The organism is Streptomyces sp. NPDC006261, assembly GCF_040613515.1.
Lineage (GTDB): Bacteria > Actinomycetota > Actinomycetes > Streptomycetales > Streptomycetaceae > Streptomyces.
Genome location: NZ_JBEXSI010000003.1, coordinates 57874 through 82574, shown reverse-complemented (window position 1 = coordinate 82574; position 24701 = coordinate 57874). Strand labels below are relative to the sequence as shown.

Annotated in this window: 22 protein-coding genes; 17 read left to right on the top strand and 5 right to left on the bottom strand. The window is 72.4% G+C overall.

The features are described 5' to 3' along the window. Window positions 1–139 precede the first annotated feature (139 nt). Complete coding sequence (locus ABZ154_RS02525; RefSeq protein WP_356828309.1) at window positions 140–811, top strand: MerR family transcriptional regulator; 672 nt, start codon at window positions 140–142, stop codon at window positions 809–811. Window positions 812–913: 102 nt separating this feature from the next. Here ABZ154_RS02525 and ABZ154_RS02520 read toward each other — a convergent pair whose 3' ends face one another. Both ABZ154_RS02520 and ABZ154_RS02515 read right to left on the bottom strand, forming a co-directional pair. Next, entirely contained in the window at window positions 914–1765 is an 852-nt protein-coding gene (locus ABZ154_RS02520) for a siderophore-interacting protein (protein ID WP_356828307.1), read from the bottom strand. 125 nt (window positions 1766–1890) lie between these two features. Continuing rightward, window positions 1891–2799 carry a 5'-3' exonuclease gene (locus ABZ154_RS02515; protein WP_356828504.1) on the bottom strand — a complete coding sequence of 303 codons (909 nt, stop codon included), beginning with the start codon at window positions 2797–2799 and terminating at the stop codon, window positions 1891–1893. 320 nt (window positions 2800–3119) lie between these two features. Here ABZ154_RS02515 and ABZ154_RS02510 point away from each other — a divergent pair, with 320 nt between their 5' ends. The 4 genes from ABZ154_RS02510 to ABZ154_RS02495 all read left to right on the top strand — a co-directional run bounded on the left by ABZ154_RS02510 (window position 3120) and on the right by ABZ154_RS02495 (window position 8303). Then, a complete protein-coding gene (locus ABZ154_RS02510; RefSeq protein WP_356828305.1) occupies window positions 3120–4211 on the top strand; it encodes a betaine/proline/choline family ABC transporter ATP-binding protein in 1092 nt (363 codons plus the stop codon). After that, window positions 4204–6831 carry an ABC transporter permease/substrate binding protein gene (locus tag ABZ154_RS02505; RefSeq protein ID WP_356828303.1) on the top strand — a complete coding sequence of 876 codons (2628 nt, stop codon included), beginning with the start codon at window positions 4204–4206 and terminating at the stop codon, window positions 6829–6831. The genes ABZ154_RS02510 and ABZ154_RS02505 overlap by 8 nt, the downstream gene beginning before the upstream one ends. Window positions 6832–6994: 163 nt before the next feature. After that, the gene (locus ABZ154_RS02500) at window positions 6995–7540 is read left to right on the top strand and encodes a cupin domain-containing protein (protein ID WP_356828301.1); all 546 of its coding nucleotides are present in this window, start codon (window positions 6995–6997) and stop codon (window positions 7538–7540) included. A 52-nt stretch (window positions 7541–7592) separates the two neighbouring features. Next, window positions 7593–8303 carry a helical backbone metal receptor gene (locus ABZ154_RS02495; RefSeq protein WP_356828502.1) on the top strand — a complete coding sequence of 237 codons (711 nt, stop codon included), beginning with the start codon at window positions 7593–7595 and terminating at the stop codon, window positions 8301–8303. Here ABZ154_RS02495 and ABZ154_RS02490 read toward each other — a convergent pair. Next, window positions 8242–9423: a TDT family transporter gene (locus ABZ154_RS02490; protein WP_356828299.1), complete on the bottom strand. Its 1182-nt coding sequence runs from the start codon at window positions 9421–9423 to the stop codon at window positions 8242–8244. The two genes, ABZ154_RS02495 and ABZ154_RS02490, sit on opposite strands and share 62 nt — an antisense overlap. A gap of 70 nt (window positions 9424–9493) precedes the next feature. On the opposite strand from ABZ154_RS02490, the gene ABZ154_RS02485 reads away from it, so the two are divergent. Beyond that, entirely contained in the window at window positions 9494–10441 is a 948-nt protein-coding gene (locus ABZ154_RS02485; protein WP_356828297.1) for a LysR family transcriptional regulator, read from the top strand. Window positions 10442–10481: 40 nt separating this feature from the next. Further along, window positions 10482–11432, top strand: coding sequence for a DUF2510 domain-containing protein (locus tag ABZ154_RS02480; RefSeq protein WP_356828295.1), 951 nt, complete (start codon window positions 10482–10484; stop codon window positions 11430–11432). Between the two features lie 18 nt (window positions 11433–11450). Here the strand turns inward: ABZ154_RS02480 and ABZ154_RS02475 are convergent, their stop codons facing one another. Further along, window positions 11451–12653 (bottom strand): amino acid deaminase/aldolase, encoded by a 1203-nt coding sequence (locus ABZ154_RS02475; protein ID WP_356828293.1) that lies wholly within the window; start codon window positions 12651–12653, stop codon window positions 11451–11453. 563 nt (window positions 12654–13216) lie between these two features. On the opposite strand from ABZ154_RS02475, the gene ABZ154_RS02470 reads away from it, so the two are divergent. The 3 genes from ABZ154_RS02470 (at window position 13217) to ABZ154_RS02460 (ending at window position 16137) form a co-directional block, all read left to right on the top strand. Continuing rightward, entirely contained in the window at window positions 13217–14101 is an 885-nt protein-coding gene (locus ABZ154_RS02470) for a hypothetical protein (RefSeq protein ID WP_356828291.1), read from the top strand. Beyond that, complete coding sequence (gene mycP, locus ABZ154_RS02465) at window positions 14098–15282, top strand: type VII secretion-associated serine protease mycosin (RefSeq protein WP_356828289.1); 1185 nt, start codon at window positions 14098–14100, stop codon at window positions 15280–15282. Before ABZ154_RS02470 ends, mycP begins: the two co-directional genes overlap by 4 nt. A gap of 126 nt (window positions 15283–15408) precedes the next feature. Beyond that, the gene (locus ABZ154_RS02460) at window positions 15409–16137 is read left to right on the top strand and encodes an SseB family protein (RefSeq protein WP_356828287.1); all 729 of its coding nucleotides are present in this window, start codon (window positions 15409–15411) and stop codon (window positions 16135–16137) included. A 69-nt stretch (window positions 16138–16206) separates the two neighbouring features. Here the strand turns inward: ABZ154_RS02460 and ABZ154_RS02455 are convergent, their stop codons facing one another. Continuing rightward, window positions 16207–16572, bottom strand: coding sequence for a DUF1844 domain-containing protein (locus ABZ154_RS02455; protein WP_356828285.1), 366 nt, complete (start codon window positions 16570–16572; stop codon window positions 16207–16209). Window positions 16573–16895: 323 nt separating this feature from the next. Between ABZ154_RS02455 and infC the strand changes: the two genes are divergently transcribed. The 7 genes from infC (at window position 16896) to pheT (ending at window position 24676) form a co-directional block, all read left to right on the top strand. After that, the gene (gene infC, locus ABZ154_RS02450) at window positions 16896–17618 is read left to right on the top strand and encodes a translation initiation factor IF-3 (RefSeq protein ID WP_356828283.1); all 723 of its coding nucleotides are present in this window, start codon (window positions 16896–16898) and stop codon (window positions 17616–17618) included. Between the two features lie 121 nt (window positions 17619–17739). Then, window positions 17740–17934: a 50S ribosomal protein L35 gene (gene rpmI / locus ABZ154_RS02445; protein ID WP_003970213.1), complete on the top strand. Its 195-nt coding sequence runs from the start codon at window positions 17740–17742 to the stop codon at window positions 17932–17934. A gap of 108 nt (window positions 17935–18042) precedes the next feature. Further along, window positions 18043–18426 carry a 50S ribosomal protein L20 gene (rplT, locus tag ABZ154_RS02440; RefSeq protein ID WP_007457565.1) on the top strand — a complete coding sequence of 128 codons (384 nt, stop codon included), beginning with the start codon at window positions 18043–18045 and terminating at the stop codon, window positions 18424–18426. Between the two features lie 114 nt (window positions 18427–18540). Continuing rightward, window positions 18541–19386: an RNA methyltransferase gene (locus ABZ154_RS02435; RefSeq protein ID WP_356828281.1), complete on the top strand. Its 846-nt coding sequence runs from the start codon at window positions 18541–18543 to the stop codon at window positions 19384–19386. Between the two features lie 336 nt (window positions 19387–19722). Then, entirely contained in the window at window positions 19723–20868 is a 1146-nt protein-coding gene (locus ABZ154_RS02430) for an ATP-binding protein (RefSeq protein WP_356828279.1), read from the top strand. A 116-nt stretch (window positions 20869–20984) separates the two neighbouring features. Beyond that, complete coding sequence (gene pheS, locus ABZ154_RS02425; protein WP_356828277.1) at window positions 20985–22124, top strand: phenylalanine--tRNA ligase subunit alpha; 1140 nt, start codon at window positions 20985–20987, stop codon at window positions 22122–22124. After that, window positions 22124–24676, top strand: coding sequence for a phenylalanine--tRNA ligase subunit beta (pheT, locus tag ABZ154_RS02420; protein ID WP_356828275.1), 2553 nt, complete (start codon window positions 22124–22126; stop codon window positions 24674–24676). Before pheS ends, pheT begins: the two co-directional genes overlap by 1 nt. Window positions 24677–24701 lie beyond the last annotated feature (25 nt).

Sequence of the window (24701 nt, the reverse complement as noted above, 5' to 3'; positions counted from 1 at the left end):
ACGAACGCCAGGACGGCATGAGGGACCCCCTGTGTATGCACTCCGACCGACCTATGGATAGTGATGCTTACCGCTATCCGTCAGGGGCACTATCTATGATGGCGGTCTGATCTGGCAAGGGCGGAAGGGCGAACACGCGGTGCGCATCGGCGAGTTGAGTCGCAGGTCCGGAGTCCCGGTACCGACGGTCAAGTTCTACGTACGGGAAGGGCTCCTGCCGCCGGGGGAGCTGACGAGCCCCAACCAGGCCGACTACGGACCCGGGCATGAGCGCAGACTGCGCCTGATCCGGGTGCTGCTGGAGGTGGGCGGCCTCTCGCTCGCGGCAATCGGCGAGGTCCTGGAAGCCGCGGACGACCCCGAACAGCCGGTGATAAAGGTGCTGGACCGAGCGGCGGAGGGCGTCCCCCCGCTCGCCGAGGGTGAGGCCGGGCCGGAGCTGGAGCAGGCCCGGGAGGATGTGGCCGAGCTGCTGCGGCTCCGCGGCTGGCAGTCCGACGCGGGGGCCTCGGCTGCCGAGTCGCTGGCCGGGGTGATCGCCGCACTGCGCCGGGTCGGGCACGGCGGGCTCGTCGACCTGATCGACGTCTACGCGGACGCGGCCGAGTCGGTCGCCCGCGCCGACCTGGACTACGTCATGAGCCGGGTGGGGCGTGAGGAGCTGGTCGAGGGTGTCGTCGTCGGTACGGTCCTGGGTGAAGCGATGTTCGGCGCGCTGCGCAGGCTGGCCCACGAGGACGTCTCCATCCAGCGCTACGAGTCGCGGCCGGCGGGTGGGCCGCCGGCCGAGGGGGGCGCTGCGGGCGCCTGACCTCATGCCCCGCCGCCGACCCGTGCGGCAGCCCCGCGCGCACGCGCGGACCCCGCCCGCCGGGAACGGCGGACGGGGCCGGGTGAGGACGCGTGGGAGGTTCTACGCGGCCGCTGCCGGCCCCTCCTGCTCGCGCTCCACCTGCTCGTTCCACTCGCGCTTGACCGCGCGCCAGGCGTCGTCGTTCTGGCCGAGGCGCCAGTAGCCGGAGATCGACAGCTGCTGGAGCGGGATCTGCCGCTCCACACGCAGGTGGCGGCGGATCTCCTTCACGAAGCCCGCCTCCCCGTGCACGAACGCCTGGATCTCGCCCTCGGGGAAGTCGAGCCCCTTCACGGCGGCGGTCAGCAGCTCGCCGACCGGCCGGTCGCCGCGGTGCAGCCAGGTCACGGCCACCCCGTCGGGTGTCACGATCTTCTGCTCCTCTGAGGCATCCGGCACCTCGACGAAGGCGTGCACCAAGGCGCCCGCGGGCATCTGCTCCAGCGACGCGGCGATCGCCGGCAGGGCGCTCTCGTCGCCGACGAGGAGGTGCCAGCCGGCCGAGGCCTGTGGCGCGTAACCGCCGCCGGGGCCGAGGAAGGTGACCTGCTCGCCCACCTGGACCCGCTGCGCCCAGGGGCCCGCGAGGCCCTCGTCGCCGTGGACGACGAAGTCGACAGCCATTTCCCGGGTGGCCGGGTCCCACGAGCGGATCGTGTACGTACGCGTCGTGGGCCACAGCTCGCGCGGGTGGCTCTCACGGATGGTGGCGACGTCGAACGGGTGCGCGTAGTCGGCGCCCTCGGGCGCGAAGCACAGCTTGATGTAGTGGTCGGTGAAGCCGTCCAGGGAGAAGTCGGCGAGCCCCTCGCCGCCGAGGACCACGCGCACCATGTGCGGGGTGATCTGCTCGGTGCGCACGACCTGCGCCCCCTGGGCCTTGGGTCCTTGCCGGGCCGGCCGCTCTGCCACGAGGTACTCCCTGGGTTCGACGTACGGGCCCGCTCGTCGGTGGACGGGTGCGGGCGGCGTACGCATCGGCGCACGGGGCCGGACACCTCCGGCCCCGATGACTTAGGTATACCTAAGTTAACACCTCAGGCCTGGAGTGTGGTGAGGAGTCGCCGAAGCGCTCCGCCCAGCCCCCACTGGTCGGCAAGCGCTTCCAGCGCGGCCGGGTCGCGCGGCTCACGCGGCAGCGTCGGGTCGAAGTCCGGCAGCGGGACGCCCCTGGCCACTCGCACGACCTTCGGCGCGACCGCCACGTAGTCCCGGGCCTCGTCCAGCCGTTTGCGCTGCGAGGGGGTGAGCTTGGCCGCCGGGTCGTCCACCGCCGCCATGATCCCGGCCAGGTCCCCGTAGGCGTCCAGCAGCTTCGCCGCCGTCTTCTCGCCGATGCCGGGCACGCCCGGGAGCCCGTCGCTCGGGTCGCCGCGGAGCAGGGCCAGGTCCACATAGCCCGCGCCGTCCACCCCGTACTTCTCGCGGAGCCAGGCCTCGTCGGTCGTCTGGAGCGTGCCGACACCTTTGAGGGGATAGAGCACCCGCACCTGCCGGGCGTCGTCGACCAGCTGATAGAGGTCGCGGTCGCCGGTCACGATGTCCACGGGCCCGGTCGCCCGGGCGGTGAGCGTGCCGATCACGTCGTCCGCCTCGTACGGCGTGACGCCGACCCGGGCGATCCCCAGCGCGGCCAGCACGTCCTCGATGATCGGGACCTGCGGGGAGAGCGTGTCGGGGATCTCCTCCTCGTCGGTCTGCCCGGCGGGCGTCTCCACGGCCACCCGGTGGGCCTTGTACGTCGGGATCAGGTCCACCCGCCACTGAGGGCGCCAGTCGTTGTCCCAGCAGGCGACCAGATCGTCCGGCCGGTGGTCCTGTACCAGGCGGGCGATGAAGTCGAGAAGTCCGCGCGCGGCGTTGACCGGGGTGCCGTCCGGTGCGCGCACCGAGTCGGGGACGCCGAAATAGGCGCGAAAATAGAGGGAGGCGGTGTCGAGGAGCATCAGGCGTCGCGTCACGGAACCGATGATGCCCCACGCCACTGACAGTCGCTGTCGCTGGCTCCCGGTGACCGGAAAACGCCCCCGTCGTGACCTGGATCACTGTTGCGTTTGGCATGTGTAAGTGCGGGCAGGCGCGCCACCGGAGTGGACCACGTCGCATTTTCACCTAGTGCGCGTGCCATGCGGACCGAATCCGCACCGCTCCACGGTCTGCCGACGGGGGTGGCAGACCGTTTTTCAGTTCAACCCGTGAGGTGTATGTGTCCAGGCTGCAAGCCGAGAACTTGTACAAAGTGTTCGGCCGACGACCCGATGAAGCCGTGCGGAAGCTCGAGAGCGGCACCGACCGCGACGAGCTGCGCGCCGACGGAACGACCGCAGCGGTGATCGACGCCTCCTTCACGGTGGAGCCGGGCCAGATCTTCGTCGTGATGGGCCTGTCCGGCTCGGGCAAGTCCACGCTGCTCCGGATGCTCAACGGGCTCCTCGAACCCACCGCGGGGCGCGTGCTCTTCGACGACCAGGACCTCACCGCCCTGAGCCCCCGCGAGCTGCGCCATGTGCGCTCCTCCCAGATCAGCATGGTCTTCCAGCATTTCGCGCTCTTCCCCCACCGCAGTGTCCTGGACAACGCCGCGTACGGCCTCGAGGTCCAGGGTGTACCCCGTTCCGAGCGGATCAGGCGTGCCGCCGAGGCGCTGGAACTGACCGGTCTCGCCGGCTGGGAGAACTCCTGGCCCGACGAGCTGTCCGGCGGGATGCAGCAGCGTGTCGGCCTCGCCCGCGCGCTGGCCACCGACGCCGACCTGCTCCTCATGGACGAGTCCTTCAGCGCGCTCGACCCGCTGATCCGGCGGGACATGCAGGACCAGCTCCTGGAGCTCCAGAAGCGGCTGAAGAAGACCATCGTCTTCATCACCCACGACCTCAACGAGGCCATGCGCCTGGGCGACCGGATCGCCGTGATGCGCGACGGGAAGATCGTCCAGCTCGGCACAGCCGAGGACATCCTCGTCACCCCGGCCAACGACTACGTCGCCTCCTTCACCCAGGACGTCGACCGCTCCCGGGTGCTCACCGCGGGCGCCATCATGGCCGAACCGCACACCGTCATGGGCTCCACCACGACCGACGGCAAGGAACTGCGCACCCCGCAGGACGTCCTCACGGCGGCCCCCGCCACGGTCACGGAGTCCACGCCGATCATCGAGCTGTTCACCCCCTGCTCGCAGAGCGCGGACCCGGTGGCCGTCACCGATGCCAAGGGCAAGCTCGTCGGTGTCGTCCCCAGCTCCCGGCTGCTCGCCGTGCTCGGCGACCCGATGACGCCCACCGAGGCACTCAAGGACTCCGCGGCGCCGCACACTACGCTCTCCGACAACGATGCCGTGAAGAAGGTGGCCAGTGTTTAGGCTCCCTCTCGGTGAATGGGTCGACTCCGCCGTCGACTGGCTCCAGACCCACCTGGCCTGGCTCTTCGACGCGATCAGCTCCCTCGTCGGCGGCATGTTCGACGGCATAGCCGCCGTACTCTCCGCCCCCCACCCGCTCCTCTTCGCGGGCATCGTCGCGATCATCGCCTGGTGGCTGCGCGGTCTGCCGGCCGCACTGCTGGCCTTCGTCGGGTTCGCCCTCATCGACGCCGTCGAGCTGTGGGCCGAGGCGATGGACACCCTCACCCTGGTGCTCGTCGCGACCCTGGTCACACTGCTCATCGCCGTACCGCTCGGCATCTGGGCCTCCCGGTCCAGGACGGTCAGTGCGGTCATCCGGCCGGTCCTCGACTTCATGCAGACCATGCCCGCCATGGTCTACCTGATCCCCGGCGTCATCTTCTTCGGCGTCGGCGTGGTCCCCGGCATCATCGCCACCATCATCTTCGCGCTGCCCCCGGGCGTCCGGATGACCGAACTCGGCATCCGCCAGGTCGACGGTGAACTCGTCGAGGCCGCCGAAGCCTTCGGCACCACCTCGCGCAACACCCTGCTGCGCATCCAGCTGCCGCTCGCGCTGCCCACGATCATGGCGGGCATCAACCAGGTCATCATGCTGGGCCTGTCCATGGTCGTCATCGCGGGCATGGTCGGCGGCGGCGGCCTCGGTGGTTCCGTCTACCGCGCCATCGGCAACATCGACGTCGGTCTCGGCTTCGAGGCGGGCGTCTCCATCGTCATCCTCGCCATGTACCTGGACCGGATGACCGGCGCGCTCGGCCGCGAGGTCTCCCCGCTGGGCCGCCGCGCCGCCGCCAAGGCCCAGGCATCCGTCGAGGGCTGGAAGATCTGGGCCTACCGCCCGCAGCCCGTCGCCGCGGTCGCCGGCATCGTGGCCCTCGCGCTCGTCGCGGGCGGCATGGGCATCTTCGGCGGCTCCGCCAGGAACACCGCGTCCGGCGCGGACGCGCAGGTGGGCGACGGCAAGAAGATCTCCATCGGCTACATCCCGTGGGACGAGGGCATCGCCTCCACCTTCCTCTGGAAGGAGATGCTGGAGCAGCGCGGCTACGAGGTCGACGTCAAGCAGTACGAAGCCGGCTCGCTCTACACCGGCATGGCCAACGGCCAGATCGACTTCCAGACCGACGCCTGGCTCCCGACCACCCACGCCAGCTACTGGAAGAAGTACCAGGACCGCCTGGAGGACATGGGCGCCTGGTACGCCCCCACCTCGCTGGAACTCGCCGTCCCCGCGTACATGAAGGACGTCCAGTCGATGGACGACCTGAAGGGGCGGGCCTCCGAGTTCAAGGGCCGGATCGTCGGCATCGAGCCGAGCGCCGGTGAGATGGGCCTGCTCAAGGACAAGCTCCTGCCGGGCTACGGCCTGGACAAGGAGTACAAGCTGATCGACGGCTCCACGCCGTCCATGCTGGCCGAGCTGAAGCGCGCCTACGCCAAGAAGGAACCGATCGTCGTTCCGCTCTGGTCGCCGCACTGGGCGTACAACGAGTACGACCTCACCAAGCTCAAGGACCCCAAGAAGCTCTGGGGCGAGGGCGACGGCGTCCACACCCTGGCGCGCAAGGGCTTCTCCGCCGAGAACCCCGTGGTCGCCAAGTGGCTCACTGAATTCAAGATGAGCGAGGAGCAGCTCACCAGCCTCGAGGCCCAGATCCAGAAGAGCGGCTCCGGCAAGGAGCAGGAGGCCGTCCGCACCTGGCTCAAGGCCAATCCGGGCGTCGCCGACAAGTGGTCCCCCGCCCCGAAGGACGCCAAGGCGGCTCCCGGGGGCAAGGACGAGCGCGACCGCGCCCTGGAGGTCGCCTGGTTCCCCTGGGAGGAGGACATCGCCGCCACGTATCTGTGGAAGGCGGTCCTGGAGGAGCGCGGCTACAAGATCAACCTCAAGCAGTTCGAGGTCGGCCCGATGTACGCCGCCATGTCACGCGGCCAGATCGACGTGCAGTTCGACGGCTGGCTGCCGTACACGCAGAAGAACTACTGGGACAAGTACGGCGACAAGCTGACGAACCTGGGCTCCTGGTACGGGCCGACCTCCATCGAGGTCGCGGTCCCCGACTACGTCAAGGACGTCAAGACGCTCGGGGACCTCAAGGGCAAGGGCTCCGACTTCAAGGGCCGGATCGTCGGCATCGAGCCCGGCACCGCCACCATGGAGAACCTGAAGACCAACGTCCTGCCGCAGTACGGCCTGGACAAGGAGTACAAGGTCCTGGACTCCTCCACGCCCGGCATGCTGGCCGAGCTGAAGCGCGCGTACGCCAAGAAGGAGCCCGTCGCCGTCCTGCTCTGGACCCCGCACTGGGCGTACAACGAGTACGGCATGACCAAGCTGAAGGACCCCAGGAAGGCGTTCGGTGACGGCGACCGGCTGCACACCATCGCCTCCAAGGAGTTCCCGAAGCAGTACCCGCAGCTGACGAAGTGGTTCAAGGACTTCGAGCTGAGCGAGAAGCAGCTCGGCGCTCTGGAGAACGAGATCCAGAAGCGCGGCGCGGGTCACGAGGAGGAAGCCGTGAGGGCCTGGATGGACGACAATCCGGGCATCGCGGACACCATGGCACCCCGGTAGGGGCCACGGAGCAGGAAAAGCGCAGGTGAGGGGTGGGCGCCGCCGTCAGACGGGGGTCCACCCCTTCCGGCTGTCCGGGGGCCGATTACCGGACGTCTCGCGCAACCATGTGCGTAAGGTGCTGGCAGCCGGGAGGATGGCTGAGGCGGGAGGGAGCCCGGACATGGACGACAAGGACACACCGCGGGTGGGTGCCGCGGTCCGCCGTCGGCGCCGCACCCTGGGCCTCACGCTGGCCGTGGTCGCCCAGCGCAGCGGGCTCTCCGTGCCCTTCCTCAGCCAGATCGAGAACGAGCGCGCCCGCCCCAGTGCCCGCTCCCTCGACCGGGTTGCCGAAGCGCTGGAGACCACCACCTCGCGGTTGCGGGCCGCCGCCGACTCGGCGCGCGCGGTCGACGTCGTACGGGGTGAGGAGGGCGACGGCGTACGCCGGGTGGTGCGCGGGCGCCACCAGCTCAGCGCCCTGGAGTTCACCGGCGAGCAGGACCTCGGGCGCGAGTTCCAGCACCGTAACGACGAACTGCTGTACGTCGTGGAGGGCGCCGCCGAGGTCGAGGCCGAGGGCCAGGCGTACCGGCTGGAGCGCGGCGACACGCTGTTCCTCTCCGGCGGCGTACGGCACCGGTGGCGGGCCACCCTGCCCGGCACCCGGCTCCTGCTCGTCGCGGTCGCGGAGCACATCGACGCGACGTACGACTCCCGCCGCTGAGGGCCGGGAGAGCAGGAAGTGTCGCCGAGAGCCGAAAGTGCCTGAAGTGCCGATGCGTGTCGTCTCCCTGGTCCCCTCCCTCACCGAGGCCGTCGCCGCCACCGCCCCCGGGCTGCTGGTCGGCGTCACCGACTGGTGCACGCACCCCGCGGGCCTCGCCGCCGCCCGGATCGGCGGCACGAAGAACCCGGACGTGGCCGCCATCGCCGCCCTCGCCCCGGATCTGGTGATCGCCAACGAGGAGGAGAACCGCGCCCCCGACCTCACGGCGCTCCGGGCTGCCGGGCTCGACGTCCTCGTCACCGAGATCCGCACCCTGGACCAGGCCTTCACCGAGCTGCACCGTGTCGTCACCACCGGCTGCGGCCTGGCCCGCCCCCGCTGGCTCGACGAGGCCGAGGCCGCCTGGGCCGCACTGCCCACCCCCTCCGCGAGCCGGTGCCCCGCGATCGTGCCGATCTGGCGCCGCCCCTGGATGGTGCTCGGCCGCGACACCTTCGCCGGTGACCTGCTGGCCCGCCTCGGGGTGCACAACGTGTACGCGGACCACGCCGAGCGCTACCCGCGCGTCCCGCTCGAAGAGCTGAACGCGTCCGGCGCCGAGCTGGTGGTGCTGCCGGACGAGCCCTACCGCTTCGCCGCCGACGACGGGCCCGAGGCCTTCCCCGGCCTGCCCGCCGTCCTGGTGGACGGCCGCCTGCTCACCTGGTATGGGCCGTCGCTGCTGCGGGCGGCACGGGAGCTGCCGTCAGCGCTCCGCTGACCACCCCGCGCAGGGTCCGCGCCCCTGCCACCGCCCACGCCACCACCAGGAACACGTACAGCGCCACGGCCAGCCAGGTCAGGGCGTCCAGGCCGGTATGCCGGGCCAGTCCCGCCGCCCCCGTCACGCACGTACCGACGGGGAACGTGAACGCCCACCAGGTCATCGCGAAACCCATACCGTCACGCGTCGCCCTGAGGACGATCGCCCCCGCCAGCGCCAGCCACAGCAGCGCGAAGCCCATCACGGGCACCCCGTAGAGCACGGCGAACGCGCTGAACGCCGAGGCGTACGGCCCCGCGACCGCACCCGGAGCCGCGTCGGCCAGCTGATTGACGGCGGTCGTCGACTGCCCCAGCGGCCCCAGCACCAGGAACAGCGTCGGGGTCAGCGCGAGCGGCAGCGGCCCGTGGTGCACGAGCCGGGCGAAGACGAGCGGCAGCACCACCAGCGTGGCCAGCAGGGAGAGCCCGAACATCGCGTAGCAGGCCAGCAGCAGCGCCTCCCGCCCCTGCCCGGCCGGTACATGGGCCACCAGCAGCGCCCCCTGCGAGGCCGAGACCATCGGGGCGACCAGCGGCAGCAGCCAGACCGGCGACGCGGTGCCGGGGGCGGGACGGTGGCGTACGACCATCAGATACGGCACCACCACGGCGGCCACCAGCCCGATCGCCGTCCCCGCGACGAACAGCACCACGTCCACGGCGAGAGCAGCCCGTACGCCGACGACCTCCGCGCCCACGGTCAGGGTGGCCCCGCCGACCGCCAGCAGCGCCATGGCCAGGCACCCGTAGAAGGGGGCGACGGCCGGGTCCAGGAGGTGGGCGCGGGCCTGGTCGCGGTGGTGGAGCCAGTGGCCGGCCCGGGCGGCGAGGACGGTGGCGAGCAGGACGGCCGACAGCGCCCACACCGCCGTGTACGCACCCCGCAGACCGGGCACGTCCACCGGCAGCGCCACCCCGGCGCTCGCGACGATCGCGGTGCCCATCACGCTCGCGTACCAGTTCGGACCGACGTGCCGCAGGGAGGGCAGCCGCCGCGCGACCGGCCGCGTGTCCGTCCACCCGGCTGCCGGGAGGGGTAGGGGAGCGGGGGTCCGGGTCTGCGGAAAGATGGCCATGCCACGATTCTTCGCGCGCCCGCCTCCGCCCACCAGGGACCTCGTTCCTATGAGGTCATAAGCTGGCTTTATGCCCAGCGACGACCAAGCCCCTCGCGCACCCCTCTCCCACCGGGTCCCCGACCTCGGGGCGCTGGAGCTGCTGCTCGCCGTCGCCCGCCACGGCAGCCTCGGACGGGCCGCCAAAGACGTCGGCATCACCCAGCCCGCCGCCTCCAGCCGCATCCGCGCCATGGAACGGCAGCTCGGCGTCGCCCTGCTCGACCGCTCCCCGCGCGGCTCCCGGCTCACCGACGCGGGCGCGCTCGTCACCGACTGGGCGCGCCGGGTCGTCGAGGCCGCCGAGTCGTTCGACGCGGGGGCGCAGGCGCTGCGCGACCGGCGGGACTCCCGGCTGCGGGTCGCGGCCAGCATGACGATCGCCGAGTACCTGCTGCCCGGCTGGCTCATCGCCCTGCGCGCCGAGCGCCCGGACACCGCCGTCTCGCTCCTCGTCGGCAACTCGGCGGACGTCGCCCGGCGGCTGGTCACAGGCGAGGCCGACCTGGGCTTCGTCGAGGGCCTGTCGATACCGGAGGGCCTGGACGGCACCGTCATCGCCCACGACCGCCTCGTCGTCGTGGTCGCCCCCGGCCACCCGTGGGCCCGCCGCCGCACCCCGCTGCTCCCCGACGAACTGGCCGCCACCCCGCTGATCCTGCGCGAGCGCGGCTCCGGCACCCGACAGGTCCTGGACGCGGCCCTCGCCGTCCACGGCGGTCTCGCCCAGCCACTGCTGGAGCTCTCCTCCACGACCGCCGTGAAGGGCGCGGCGGAGAGCGGTGCCGGGCCCTGCGTCCTGAGCGAACTGGCTCTCGGCGAGGAGCTATCGTCCCGCCGCCTGGTCAGTATCCCGGTCGCCGGCGTACGGCTGCGCCGCCAGCTGCGGGCCGTCTGGCCGGCCGGCCACCGCCCCACCGGACCGGCCCGCGACCTGCTCTCCCGCACCGGCCGGCCCGCGACCGCCTCCGGCCCGTAACCACGCCGAACACGCTGTGAAGGCCGCCTAGAGTGGCTCCATGAGCTTCGCGACGCCGCCCGGCTGGTACCCGGACGCGGGGACACCCGGCACCGACCGCTGGTGGGACGGCACGGCCTGGACCGCGCACACCCGCCCGTCCGCCGCGCACCCCGCACCGTACGGGCCGGCGCACCAGCCGTACGCTCCTCAGGCGTTCGGGCTTCCGGTCACAACCCCGCCTTCCCGGACCGGCAGCCGTACGCGAGTCCTGGCGATCACCCTCTCGGGCCTGCTGGTCCTGGGCGCGGCCGTCACGGCCGCCCTGCTGCTGGGCCCCGACGACAGCGGTACGCGAGCGGCTCCGGGGCCGATCGCCTCGGGCCCGGCCCCCACGTCTCCCGCCACCTCCGCGACGCCCACCACGGAGAGTGGCCCGGACACAGGCCCCGCTGTCCTCGTCGACCAGCTCAACGGCATCACGCTGGCGGTGCCCGACGGCTGGGAGAAGCCGGGGAGCACGTCCGACGACGCCCCCACCATCCGTACCGCCGTCTCCTACGACTGCCCCGGCACCTCCGCGTCCTTCTGCTACCGGGGCACCGTTTCCACCCGCACCGCCCGGTCCGGCCAGACCGACCCCAAGGCCATCGCGGAAGCCGACATCATCACCGCCGCCGACCGGGCCTACGAGGAGGACACCCTCGGCCGGCGCACCCACGGCGGCATCACGTCCCACAAGGTGCTCAAGGCGGAGCCGGTGGCCGTCGCCGGACGCACCGGGTACCTGGTGCGCTGGCAGGTCGTCACCGCGAAGGGCCCCGGCGGAGTGGTGCAGTCCGTGGCCTTCCCCTCGACGGTGGGCAGCGAGACTCCGGTGATCGTCCGGCTCGCCTTCGACGCGGACCGGCCGGAGCTGCCGGTCTCCCTGATGGACACGATCACCCGGTCCATCCGCCCGATCGGGGACAGCGCGACGAGCGGCGGCGTAGGCGCGTCGATCGGTCCCTGATCCCGTGGGCGGCCGAGGTCAGAGGAAGGTCTTCCCCTCGCCCCGATACGTCGGAACGGTCGCCGTGATCCGGTCGCCCTCGATCAGCTGCAACGCGTCGAACCGCTCGCACAGCTCACCGGCCTTGGCATGCCGGAACCAGACCTTGTCCCCGATCAGCAGATCGTCGGCGGGGGAGCCCAGCAGCGGCGTCTGGACCTCGCCCGCGCCCTCCTGCGGATCGTAGCGCAGCCCTTCCGGGAGGTACGGAACCGGGGAGCGGTCCGCCCCGGCCGCGCCGGAGGCCGGGTAGCCGCCGCCGAGCACCGTCACCACGCCCACGCCCGGCCGGCGCACCACGGGCTGGGCGAACAGGGCCGCCGGGCGGGCGGTGAACGACGTGTAGTTGTCGAAGAGGCGGGGCACGTACAGCCCCGAACCGGCCGCGATCTCCGTCACCGCGGCCTCGGCCGCCGTGTGCTGCACGCTGCCGGTGCCGCCGCCGTTGACGAACTCCAGGTCCGGGGCGACCGCGCGGACGGCCCGCACCACCTCGGCCCGGCGGGTCGCCAGCTCCTTACGGGCGGTCGCCTGCATCAGCCGGATCGCCCGGGACCGCAGCGGCCGCCCCGCCAGCGAGTCGCCGACACCGGCGACATGACCCTCGTACGCCATCAGCCCCACCAGCCGGAAGCCAGGCCTGCGCGCCACCGAGCGGGCCAGCTCGGCGAGTTGGGCGGGGGAGCGCAGCGGAGAACGGAGCGCCCCGATCCGGATGCGGCCGCCCAGCAGCTGGAGTGAGGTGTCGAGTTCCAGGCAGACCCGGATCTCCTCCTCCCCGCCGGCCCGGGAGGCGTCGATCAGCTCCAGCTGGGAGTGGTCGTCCACCATCACCGTCACCGCGGCGGCCAGCTTCGGATCGTCGGCCAGCTCGGCGAAGGCCGCCCGGTCGGCCGACGGGTAGGCGAGGAGGACATCCTCGAACCCGGCGCGCGCCAGCCAGAGCGACTCCGCCAGCGTGTACGACATGATCCCGGTGAATCCGGGGCGCGCGAGCACCCGCTCCAGCAGGGCCCGGCACCGCACGGACTTGCTCGCGACCCGGACCGGCTTCCCGCCCGCCCGGGCCACCAGATCGTCGGCGTTGTCATCGAAGGCGTCCAGATCGACGATCGCGATCGGGGCGTCGAGATGGGCGGTGGCCCGGTTGTACCGGGTCCGGTCAGCGGCGCGGGCAGTCATGGCCGCAGCTTGCCAGAGAGCCGCTACGGCTGGGTAGGGGACGTTCGGGGCAGATCCGCCGAGGCCGGGCGTCCCGTTCCCCGGCGTGCGCCCGCAGCCCGTAGAGTGACGGGCACACGAGCACCAACGCGCCTGGCGGTGGCGGTGATCCGTGGTCGGTACGGGGACGTGAACCAGGGGGCCGGATGAGTACCGAAGCGCAGCGCGCTCCCGTGCCGCCCCGCCCGACGACACCGCCGACCCCGGCGGTCCCGCCCTCCCCACCATCACCTCGCGGCGCGAGCACCCCGCAGCCCTCGGGCGCTTCTCCGGCCCCGCGCCCGCCGCAGGCGCCTGGTGGCACGGGAGCCCCGCAGCCCTCGCGCCCCCCGCAGCCCTCGGGCGCTTCTCCGGCGCCGCCGATGCCGCGCCCCCCGCAGGCACCCCCCGCCCCACCCGTGCCGCCGAATCCGGCACCGGCCGCCTCCTCCTCGGCACCCGGAACACCGGCACCCGCGCCCGCCCCGTGCCCCACACACCCCGGCTCCGGGCCGCCTCCCGCCTTCACCATCCGGCGCAGGCCCGTGGGCGCCGTCGACCTCACCCCGGCGCCGGGAGCCGTCCCGCCGCCCTCGGGCGCCTACCGCGTGCCGGCCCGCTACGGCTACCCCGAGACGCCCGTGGAGACCACCACCCGGCTTCGCCCGGTCCCGCCCCGGCAGCGGTGGCGGGCCCCCGTGGCGGCCGCCTGCGTGGTCCTCGGGCTCGGGCTGATCGGCGGCGCGGTCACCGGGGCCTGGCTGACCGGCGACTCCTCCGCCGAGCCCACCCGGACCCCGTACACCGCCGGCCGTACCGTCTGGCACAGCGTCCCCGTCGACACGCTCTTCCCACGCACGCTCAAGGGCACCGGGGCCGGGCCGGGCTCCACGAACCGCACCTGGACCCGGCTCGCCGTCGCTGACGACAGCGACTGCTCCAAGGGGCTTGACCCGCTGCTGCGCACCACCCTCCGGTCCGTCGGCTGCGAGCGGATGGTGCGGGCCACCTACACCGACTCGACCCGCTCCGCCGTCACCACCGTCGGCATGGTCGTCACCGAAGCCGACGCCGCCGGGATGAAGGCCCTGAGCGCCCGGTTCACCGAGCAGAAGCTCGCCGCGCGCAAGGACCTCATGCCGCGTACGTACGCCCCCGAGGGCACCGTCGCCGCCGGCTTCGGCGACCGGCAGCGCGCCAGCTGGACCGTCCGGCCGCTCACCGAGATCCCGGTCGTCGTCTTCGCCGTCTCCGGCTTCGCCGACGCGCGTACCGTCACCGAGCCGCAGCCCGCCGACGCGGCGACGGAGACGCCCGCGACCACGGACGTCGCCCAGGCCGGCCTCGGCCATGAGGCGAAGGGCATCGCGGACCGGGTGGAACAAGGGCTGCGCAGGACCGTCACCGATCTCGTGGAGCCGCCCGCATGACCCGTCGACGACCCCACCGCGTCCTCGCCGCGGTCTGCGCCGCCGCCGTCCTCGCGCTCACCCCCGCGGCCCCCGCCCACGCGGACACCATCCGCGACCAGCAGTGGGCCCTGGCGGCCATGCACACCGACCGCGCCTGGCAGACCACCCGGGGCCGGGGCGTCACCGTCGCGGTCCTGGACACCGGGGTCGACGGCACCCACCCCGACCTGGTGGGCCAGGTGCTCCCCGGCAAGGACCTCGTCGGCTTCGGCGCGACGAAGGGCGACCCCTCCTGGGCCCTGCACGGCACCGCGATGGCCGGCATCATCGCCGGCCGCGGCAACGGCCCGGGGCGCGCCGACGGCGTCCTCGGCATCGCGCCCGAGGTCAAGATCCTCCCGGTCCGGGTGATCCTGGAGTCCAAGGACCCGGCCCGGGCCAAGGCCCGCAAGACCCGCGGCACCGCACTCGCCCAGGGCATCCGCTGGGCCGCCGACAACGGCGCCGACGTCATCAACCTCTCGCTGGGTGACGACAGCGAGTCCGCCCACCCGGACCCGGGCGAGGACTCCGCCATCCAGTACGCCCTGTCCAAGGGCATCTCCGTGGTCGCGTCGGCGGGCAACGGGGGCGAGAAGGGGGACCGGATCTCCTACCCGGCCGCCTACCCGGGCGTGATCGCGGTCGCCGCCGTCGACGAGTACGGCACGCACGCCTCCTTCTCCACCCGCCGCTGGTACGCCACCGTCAGTGCCCCCGGCGTGGACATCGTCGTCGCCAACCCGGACGGCCACTACTACATCGAGTGGGGTACGTCGGCGGCCGCCGCCTTCGTCTCCGGCGCCGTCGCCCTGGTCCGCGCGGCCCACCCCGGCCTCGACCCCGCCCAGATCAAGAAGCTCCTCGCCGACACCGCCCGCGACGCCCCCGCCGAGGGCCGCGACGACGCCCGGGGCTACGGCATCGTCGATCCGGCGGAGGCCATCGAGGCGGGCTCCCGTCTACGCCCCGGGGACCTGAGCGCCCGGACCGCCACGGCGGGCCACCGCGAGAAGTTCTTCGGCCCCGGCCCGACCCCGCCGCCCGCCGACGACGACCCCGTCAACTGGGCGGCCCCACTCGCGGGCGGTCTCGGCGCGGCCCTGCTGGCAGCGGCCGTCGTCCTGTGGCGCGGCCGGAACGCCCCCGGCCACCGCTGACCGGACCACGCAGCCCGTCAGGCCCGCCGCCGGACGGCCGCTCACCGCGCCGCACGGCGCCTGAGCCCGGCACCTGAGCTCCGCCCTGCGGCCGAGGCCCCGCCCTCCAGGCGCTACGCTCGTCCCGTGGCGCTCAAGAACATCCCGGACTCCGGCTTCTCCGACGACGACGGCTCGGCCTCCCCCGCCCTGACCAGCGCACTCGATGCCTGGTCGCGGGACCGCAGCGCCGTCGGCCCGGTCCTGGCGGCGCTGCGCGAGGCCCGCCTCCTGGTCCCCGTCGTCGCCGTCCTCGGCGAGGTGGAGGAGGACGAGAGGGGGCTGCGGCGCGAGAAGACCAGCGACATGGCCGTCCCCACCCTCAAGGCGGGCGACCGGCGCGCGCTGCCCGCCTTCACCTCGACCGACTCACTGGCCCGCTGGGACCCCGAGGCGCGCCCCGTCGCCGTACCGCTGCACCAGGCCCTCCAGGCCGCCGCGCACGAGAAGGCCGACACCGTGGTGCTGGACCTCGCCGGGCCCGTCGCCTTCGAGCTGAGCGGCCAGGCCCTCCTGGCCCTCGCCGAGAACCGCACCAGCACCGATCCGCTCCAGGACCCCGCGGTGATCGACGCCGTACGGGGGGTCGTCGCCGCCGAACCCGCCGTGCTCCGCGCCCACCTCGGCCCGGGCCGGGCCGACGGCACCCTCGCCCTGGTCCTCGCCCCGGACGCGGTCCCCGCCGAGGCGGTCCGCCGGGTCGCCGAGGCGCTCTCCGGCAGCGAGGCGCTGAGGGCCCGGCTGGTCGGAGGGCTGGACCTGGCGCTGCTGCCGGCCGACGCCACCGCGCCGGGGGAGCCCCTGTTCAGCCGCTGAGCCCGGACATGCGTGAGCCCGCCTCCCCGTTGCCAGGGCGGCGGGCTCACGTACGTACGAGAGAGGTGTCTAGCCGTAGACCGGGCCTGTGTACTTCTCACCGGGGCCCTGGCCGGGCTCGTCCGGCACCAGCGAGGCCTCGCGGAAGGCGAGCTGGAGCGACTTCAGGCCGTCGCGCAGCGGGGAGGCGTGGAAGGTGCTGATCTCCGTGGTGCCGGCGTCCAGCAGTCCGGCCAGGGCGTGGACCAGCTTGCGGGCCTCGTCGAGGTCCTTGTGGTCCTCGCCCTCCTCCGTGAGGCCGAGCTTCACGGCCGCCGCGCTCATCAGGTTGACGGCGACCGTCACGATCACCTCGACGGCGGGGACCTCCGCGATGTCGCGGGCCATGGCGTCGAAGCCGGGGTTCTCACTGCTGGTGGGGGTCGCGTCGCTCATGCCCACACGATACGGCCCGGCGGGGGCCGCCCTTCCGGCGGGAGCCCGGCGGACGCACGATTAGCGCCCCCGCGACCGGGCTGCTAACCTTGTGTAACGACCGGCCGGACACCTATGTGCTCGGCCCACAAGTGGAGGCTCCGATCTCCCACCTGACCATCCTCACGGATGGCGGGTCACCGGTCAGGCGGTCCCCATCGTTCCGTACGGACGATGGAGCCGCTCGATGCGCCCCGCGGTTGACCGCGGCGGTGCTCCGGTAGTTCATGGAGCCCCGCCTGTGTCCCGTCCGGGGCGTTTTTGCCGTTCCGGCTCGGTTGGTCTTGAGACACACACGTAACGCGGCTGTCCGCCAGGCGGTCGCGTGGTGCTACCGAGGAGGATCCATCAGCGCCGAGCCCCGCATCAACGACCGGATTCGCGTTCCCGAGGTCCGACTTGTCGGTCCCAGTGGCGAGCAGGTCGGGATTGTTCCGCTTGCCAAGGCCCTGGAACTCGCACAGGAGTATGACCTCGACCTGGTCGAGGTGGCGGCGACAGCCCGTCCGCCCGTGTGCAAGCTCATGGACTACGGGAAGTTCAAGTACGAGTCGGCCATGAAGGCCCGTGAGGCGCGTAAGAACCAGGCGCACACGGTCATCAAGGAGATGAAGCTCCGGCCGAAGATCGACCCGCACGACTATGACACCAAGAAGGGTCACGTCGTCCGGTTCCTCAAGCAGGGCGACAAGGTCAAGATCACGATCATGTTCCGTGGTCGTGAGCAGTCCCGCCCGGAGCTGGGCTTCCGACTGCTCCAGCGTCTCGCTTCGGACGTGGAGGACCTGGGCTTCATCGAGTCCAACCCGAAGCAGGACGGCCGGAACATGATCATGGTTCTGGGCCCGCACAAGAAGAAGACCGAAGCCATGGCCGAGGCCCGTGAGGCCCAGGCCGCCCGCAAGGCGGAGCGTCAGGGCACGACCGACGCCGCGCCCGAGGGCGACACCGCCGAGGCTCCGGCCGAAGCGGTCGAGGCTCCGGCCGAGACACCCTCCGAGACGTGACCTTCGGGGGCTGCCATCCAGGCGCCCCCGGGTCCCCCCGGAATCCCATAGAGATCTGACGCCCCTGCAGTCCGGTGCCCCGCACCGTGAGGGGCGCCACTGACGAGGAGAGAACGGCGCGATGCCGAAGAACAAGACGCACAGCGGTGCCAGCAAGCGCTTCAAGATCACCGGCTCCGGCAAGGTGCTCCGCGAGAGGGCCGGCAAGCGCCACCTTCTCGAGCACAAGTCGTCCAAGAAGACCCGCTCGCTGACCGGCACGGTCGTCGTGGCTCCGGCCGACGCCAAGAAGATCAAGAAGCTTCTCGGCAAGTGAGGTTCGGCCCCCGGATTCTCTCCGGGGGCACGACCTCGATCACACCGGGACCAATTCGTTTCCGGGCCGTGTGAAGACACCCACGGCCCCGCTACAAGGAGTTAACACGTGGCACGCGTCAAGCGGGCAGTCAACGCCCACAAGAAGCGCCGGGCAATCCTCGAGGCGGCCAAGGGCTACCGCGGGCAGCGCTCGCGCCTGTACCGCAAGGCCAAGGAGCAGGTCACCCACTCCCTGGTCTACAACTACAACGACCGCAAGAAGCGCAAGGGCGACTTCCGTCAGCTGTGGATCCAGCGCATCAACGCCGCTGCCCGCCAGAACGGCATGACGTACAACCGCCTCATCCAGGGTCTGAAGGCCGCCAACATCGAGGTGGACCGCAAGATCCTGGCCGAGCTCGCGGTCAACGACGCCAACGCGTTCGCCGCTCTCGTCGAGGTCGCTCAGAAGGCCCTCCCGAGCGACGTCAACGCCCCGAAGGCCGCCTGATCCAGGCGCCACCTTCCAGGTACGTGAACCGGACCCGCAGGCGCACGCCGTCTGCGGGTCCGGTGCGTTGCCGCTGAACTTCACCGCCGTCACCAGAGAGGCTCGCCGCCGACCATGGGCACCCCCGAACTGATCTCCCCGCGCTCCCCGCGCGTCGCCGCCGCCCGCCGGCTGGCCCGCCGCAACTTCCGCGGCAAGGAGCGCAGGTTCATCGCCGAGGGGCCCCAGGCCGTGCGTGAGGCCGCCGCCCACCGGGGCGGCGACGGCGAGCCGACGCTCATCGAACTGTTCGCCACCCCCGAGGCCGCCGACCGGTACGCCGACATCGTCGACGCCGCCCACGCAGCGGGGGCCAGGGTCCACCTGGCCGGCGCCGACGTCCTCGCCGACGTCTCGCAGACCGTCACCCCGCAGGGCCTCATCGGCGTCTGCCGCTTCCTGGACTCCCCGTTCCAGGAGATCCTGGACGCCCGGCCCACCCTGGTGGCGGTTCTGGCCAACGTCCGCGACCCCGGAAACGCCGGTACGGTACTGCGCTGCGCGGACGCGGCCGGCGCCGACGCGGTGGTGCTGACCGACGCCTCCGTGGACCTGTACAACCCCAAGTCCGTACGGGCCTCGGTCGGTTCGCTCTTCCACCTGCCGGTCGCCGTCGGCGTCCCCGTCGAGCAGGCCGTACAAGGGCTCCGGGACGCCGGGGTGCGCATCCTCGCCGCCGACGGCGCCGGGGACGACGACCTGGACGACGAGTTGGACGCGGGCACCATGGGAGGCCCCACCGCGTGGGTCTTCGGCAACGAGGCCTGGGGGCTGCCCGAGGAGACCCGGGCGCTCGCCGACGCCGTCGTCCGCGTCCCGATCCACGGCAAGGCGGAGAGCCTCAACCTCGCCACCGCCGCCGCCGTCTGCCTCTACGCCTCCGCCCGCGCCCAGCGCCCGCGCCGCGCCCCCGACGCGTAGGGCGTGTCCGGCGGATCTTGGCCGGGTCCACGACGCCTGGCAGGGCACCTCGCGGCGTTGCCGAAACGTCCGAATCGCTCCGCGATGAGGACGTTCCAGCGCCTTGCGATGCACCGCACCAGACGCCGCGGCCTATCCGGCCCTGATCCGCCGGACACGCCCTAACCGCAGCCCGTCCGACGGCCCGTCACCGAACGGTCCCGGCCATTCCGCTTCCCGCCCACCGGCGCACTCCCACCGCGCGCCCCCACAGGGTGTCGCGGGTTCGCCGACGACTAGTAGGGTGACGAACTCGGGGGCCCACTGCACCGGTTCGAGAGGTGGGGATACGGGAAAATGGCTGTCGGCATGAGCTCGCCGCGACCGGCGCACACCGCTGTCGGGAGCGCGGACGGCACCGGCATCGGACACATGGACGCCCTCGCCACCGGCCTCGACCCCGACGACCTGCCCGACGGGCTCGTCGTCGCCGACGGGAGCGGCCGCGTCGTCTGCTTCAACGCCGCCGCCGCCCGCATCACCGCCACCCCCCGCGCCCAAGCGATCGGCCGCCCCCTGGAGGTGGCGCTCCCGCTGGAGGACCTCAAGGGCAAGCGCTGGTGGGCGCTGACCGACCCGTACGGCGGCCTGGCCACCCGTAATGCCCAGCCCGAGCGCAACCTGCTGCTGCCCGGCGGCCGTGAGGTGCTGGTCTCCGCCCGTTACGTACGCGAGCATCCGCTCGGCCCCGTGCGCCGGGTGGTCGTCTCGCTGCGCGGCACCGAGGCCCGTCGGCGTACCGAACGCAGCCACGCCGAGCTGATCGCCACCGTCGCCCACGAGCTGCGTTCCCCGCTGACCTCCGTCAAAGGGTTCACCGCCACCCTGCTCGCCAAATGGGAGCGGTTCACCGACGACCAGAAGCGGCTGATGCTGGAGACCGTCGACGCCGACGCGGGCCGGGTCACCCGGCTCATCGCCGAGCTGCTCGACATCTCCCGGATCGACTCCGGCCGCCTGGAGCTGCGCCGCCAGCCGGTCGACATCTCCGCCGCCGTCGCCCGCCACATCCAGGCCCTCATCGCGGGCGGCCAGGCCCCCGAGCGCTTCCGGGTCCGCGCCCGGGGCCCACTGCCCGCCCTGTGGGCCGACCCCGACAAGATCGACCAGATCCTCGGGAACCTCCTGGAAAACGCGGTGCGCCACGGCGAGGGAACCGTCACCATGGAGATCGCCCCCGCACCCGCGCCGGGTGCGCGCGACGAGATGGGAACGGCGGTCACCGTGAGCGACGAAGGCCCCGGCATCCCCGAGGAGTCGATGGGCCGCGTCTTCACCCGCTTCTGGCGGGGGAGCAAGCGCGGCGGCACCGGGCTGGGCCTCTACATCGTCAAGGGCATCGTCGAGGCGCACGGCGGCACCATCACCGTCGGCCGGGGGCCCGGCGGCGGGGCCGAGTTCCGCTTTATTCTGCCCGTGAGCATGCCTGCCTACCTGGTGTGAGCAGCCCACGGGCGCCCCGACCGTCCTGCGGCCTTTAGACTCGACCTTTGGCACCTTTGCGTCCTCCAGTCGTCGAGCGGGGTCGCGCCACCAGCCAATCGGAAGCACGGGAAGAGATGTCGGCACCGAACAAGTCGTACGACCCAGTCGAGGTCGAGGCACTGAAACCGGAAGAGATCGAGCGCATGCGGGACGAGGCGTTCGCCGCCTTCGCCGCCGCCGGCGACCTCGACGCGCTCGCCCAGGCGAAGACCGCGCACACCGGAGGTACCTCGCCCCTGTCGCTCGCCAACCGCGAGATCGGCGCCCTGCCCCCGCAGGCCAAGGCCGAGGCGGGCAAGCGCGTGGGCCAGGCCCGCGGCGCCGTCTCCAAGGCGCTGGCCGCCCGCCAGGCCGAGCTGGAGGCCGAGCGCGACGCCCGGGTGCTCGTCGAGGAGGCCGTGGACGTCACGCTGCCCTACGACCGCGTCCCGGCCGGCGCCCGCCACCCCCTGACGACCATCATGGAGCGCGTCGCGGACGTCTTCGTGGCCATGGGCTACGAGATCGCCGAGGGCCCCGAGGCCGAGGCGGAGTGGTTTAACTTCGACGCCCTGAACTTCGTGCCCGACCACCCGGCCCGCCAGATGCAGGACACCTTCTTCGTCCAGGGCACCACGCCCGACGGAAAGGCGACCGAGGGCGACGAGTCCGGCGTCGTGCTGCGTACGCACACCTCGCCCGTCCAGGCCCGCTCGCTCCTGGAGCGCAAGCCCCCCGTCTACGTGGTCTGCCCCGGCCGGGTCTACCGCACCGACGAGCTGGACGCCACGCACACCCCGGTCTTCCACCAGATCGAGCTGCTCGCCGTCGACGAGGGCCTCACCATGGCCGACCTCAAGGGCACCCTGGACCACATGGTCCAGGCACTCTTCGGGCCGGACATGAAGACCCGGCTGCGGCCGAACTTCTTCCCGTTCACCGAGCCGTCCGCCGAGATGGACATGGTCTGCTACGTCTGCCGCGGCGAGTCCGTCGGCAACCCGGACCGCCCCTGCCGCACCTGCGGCAGCGAGGGCTGGATCGAGCTCGGCGGCTGCGGCATGGTCAACCCCAAGGTGCTCACCGCCTGCGGCGTCGACCCCCAGAAGTACAGCGGATTCGCCTTCGGGTTCGGCATCGAACGGATGCTGATGTTCCGCCACAACGTCGAAGACATGCGAGACATGGTCGAGGGTGACGTCCGGTTCACCCGGCCGTTCGGGATGGAGATCTGATGCGTGTCCCGCTTTCCTGGCTGCGGGAGTACGTCGACCTGCCGGCGACGGAGACCGGCCGTGACGTACAGGCCAAGCTCGTCTCCGTCGGCCTCGAGGTCGAGACCGTCGAGCGGATCGGTGCGGGTCTCAAGGGCCCCCTGGTCGTCGGACAGGTCCTGACCATCGAGGAGCTGGAGGGGTTCAAGAAGCCCATCCGCTTCTGCACGGTCGACGTCGGCACGGCCAACGGCACCGGCGAACCGCAGGAGATCGTCTGCGGCGCCCGTAACTTCTCGGTCGGCGACAAGGTCGTCGTGGTCCTCCCGGGCGCGGTCCTGCCCGGTGACTTCGCGATCGCCGCCCGCAAGACGTACGGCAAGACCTCGCACGGCATGATCTGCTCCACCGACGAGCTCGGCATGGGCGACGACGGCACGCACGGCATCATCGTGCTTCCCCCGGAGCACGAGGTCGGCACCGACGCGATCGAGCTGCTCCAGCTCGTCGACGAGGTCCTCGACATCGCCGTCACCCCCGACCGGGGCTACTGCCTCTCGATGCGCGGTGTCGCCCGTGAGACGGCCATCGCGTACGGGCTGCCGCTGCGCGACCCGGCGCTCCTGGACGTGCCCGCGCCCAACGCGTACGGCTACCCGGTGCAGATCTCCGACCCGGTTCGCTGCGACCGCTTCACCGCGCGCGTCGTCACCGGTCTCCAGCCCGAGGCCCGCTCCCCGATCTGGTTGCAGCGCCGCCTGCAGAAGGCCGGGATGCGGCCGATCTCGCTGGCCGTCGACGTCACCAACTACGTGATGCTGGAGCTCGGCCAGCCGCTGCACGCCTACGACCGCACCCGGGTCGAGGGGCCGATCGGCGTCCGTCGCGCCACGCAGGGCGAGAAGCTCACCACGCTGGACGGCACCGTGCGCGTGCTGGACGCCGAGGACCTGGTCATCACCGACAACCGCGGGCCGATCGGCCTCGCGGGCGTCATGGGCGGCGCGAACACCGAGATCGCCGACGCGGACGGCGAGTCCGCCCTCACCACCGAGGTCGTCATCGAGGCCGCGCACTTCGACGCGATCTCGATCGCCCGCACCGCGCGCCGCCACAAGCTGTCCTCCGAGGCGTCCAAGCGCTTCGAGCGCGGCGTCGACCCGCAGGCCGCCGCGGCGGCGGCGCAGCGCACGGTGGACCTGCTGGTCCTCCTCGCGGGCGGCACCGCCGAGGCCGGGGTCACCGAGATCACCTCGCCCCACGCGCCGCGCACCATCGCGATGCCGGCCGACCACCCCGACAGGGTGGCCGGTGTGGCGTACGGCCGCGAGATCGTCGTCCGCCGCCTCCAGCAGGTCGGCTGCGACGTCTACGGGCAGGACGAGCTGATCGTCACCGTCCCGTCCTGGCGTCCCGACCTGGGCGAGCCGAACGACCTGGCCGAAGAGGTCATCCGGCTGGAGGGCTACGAGAACCTGCCCTCCACCCTGCCGACGCCGCCTTCCGGCCGCGGCCTCACCGACCGCCAGCGGCTGCACCGCCGCATCGGCCGGGTGCTGGCCGGAGCCGGGTACGTCGAGGCGCTGAACTACCCGTTCATCGGTGACGCCGTACTCGACCAGCTCGGCCTGGACAAGGACGACGACCGCCGCCGTACGGTCAAGCTCGTCAACCCGCTCTCCGACGAGGAGCCGGCGCTGCGCACCACGCTGCTGCCGGGCCTCCTCGGCGCACTGCGGCGCAACGACGGCCGCGGCAGCCACGACCTGGCGCTCTTCGAGACCGGTCTCGTCTTCCTTCCCCAAACCCTCAGCTCCGTTCGAGCAGTGGAGGCCCCACTCACCGGCGAGGAGACGCCGGCCGTCAGGCTGCCCGTCGACCGCCGGCCCACCGAAGAGGAGATCGCCGGTCTGGACGCGGCCCTGCCGCGTCAGCCGCGCCGCGCCGCCGTCGTCCTGGCGGGCGCCCGCGAGCAGGCCGGCTGGTGGGGCAAGGGCACCCCGGCGACCTGGGCGGACGCCGTCGAGGCCGCCCGGTCCGTCGCAGCGGAGGCCGGTGTCGAGGTCACCGTCCGCGCCGACCAGCACGCCCCGTGGCACCCGGGCCGCTGCGCCGCGCTCTACGTCACGGTGGACGGCGAGGAGACCCTCTTCGGACACGCGGGCGAACTCCACCCGCGCGTCATCAAGGCGCTCCATCTGCCCGAGCGGACCTGCGCCGCCGAGGTCGAGCTGGACGTCCTGGAGCAGGCCGTCGGCGGAGCGCTCCGGGCGCCCCGGATCTCCACCTTCCCGGTGGCGACCCAGGACGTCGCGCTCGTCGTCGCCGGGGACGTCCCGGCCGCCGACGTGGAGCGGGCGCTGCTCGAGGGCGCGGGTGAACTCCTCGAATCGCTGCGGCTGTTCGACGTCTTCACCGGTGAGCAGATCGGCGAGGGCAACAAGTCCCTGGCGTACGCGCTGCGCTTCCGCGCCGCCGACCGCACGCTGACCGTCGACGAGGCCTCGGCCGCCCGCGACAGCGCGGTGGCCCTGGCCGCCGAGCGCACGGGCGCGGTGCTGCGCGGGGCGTAGGAGCCGCGAAGGCGTCGAGAAGGGG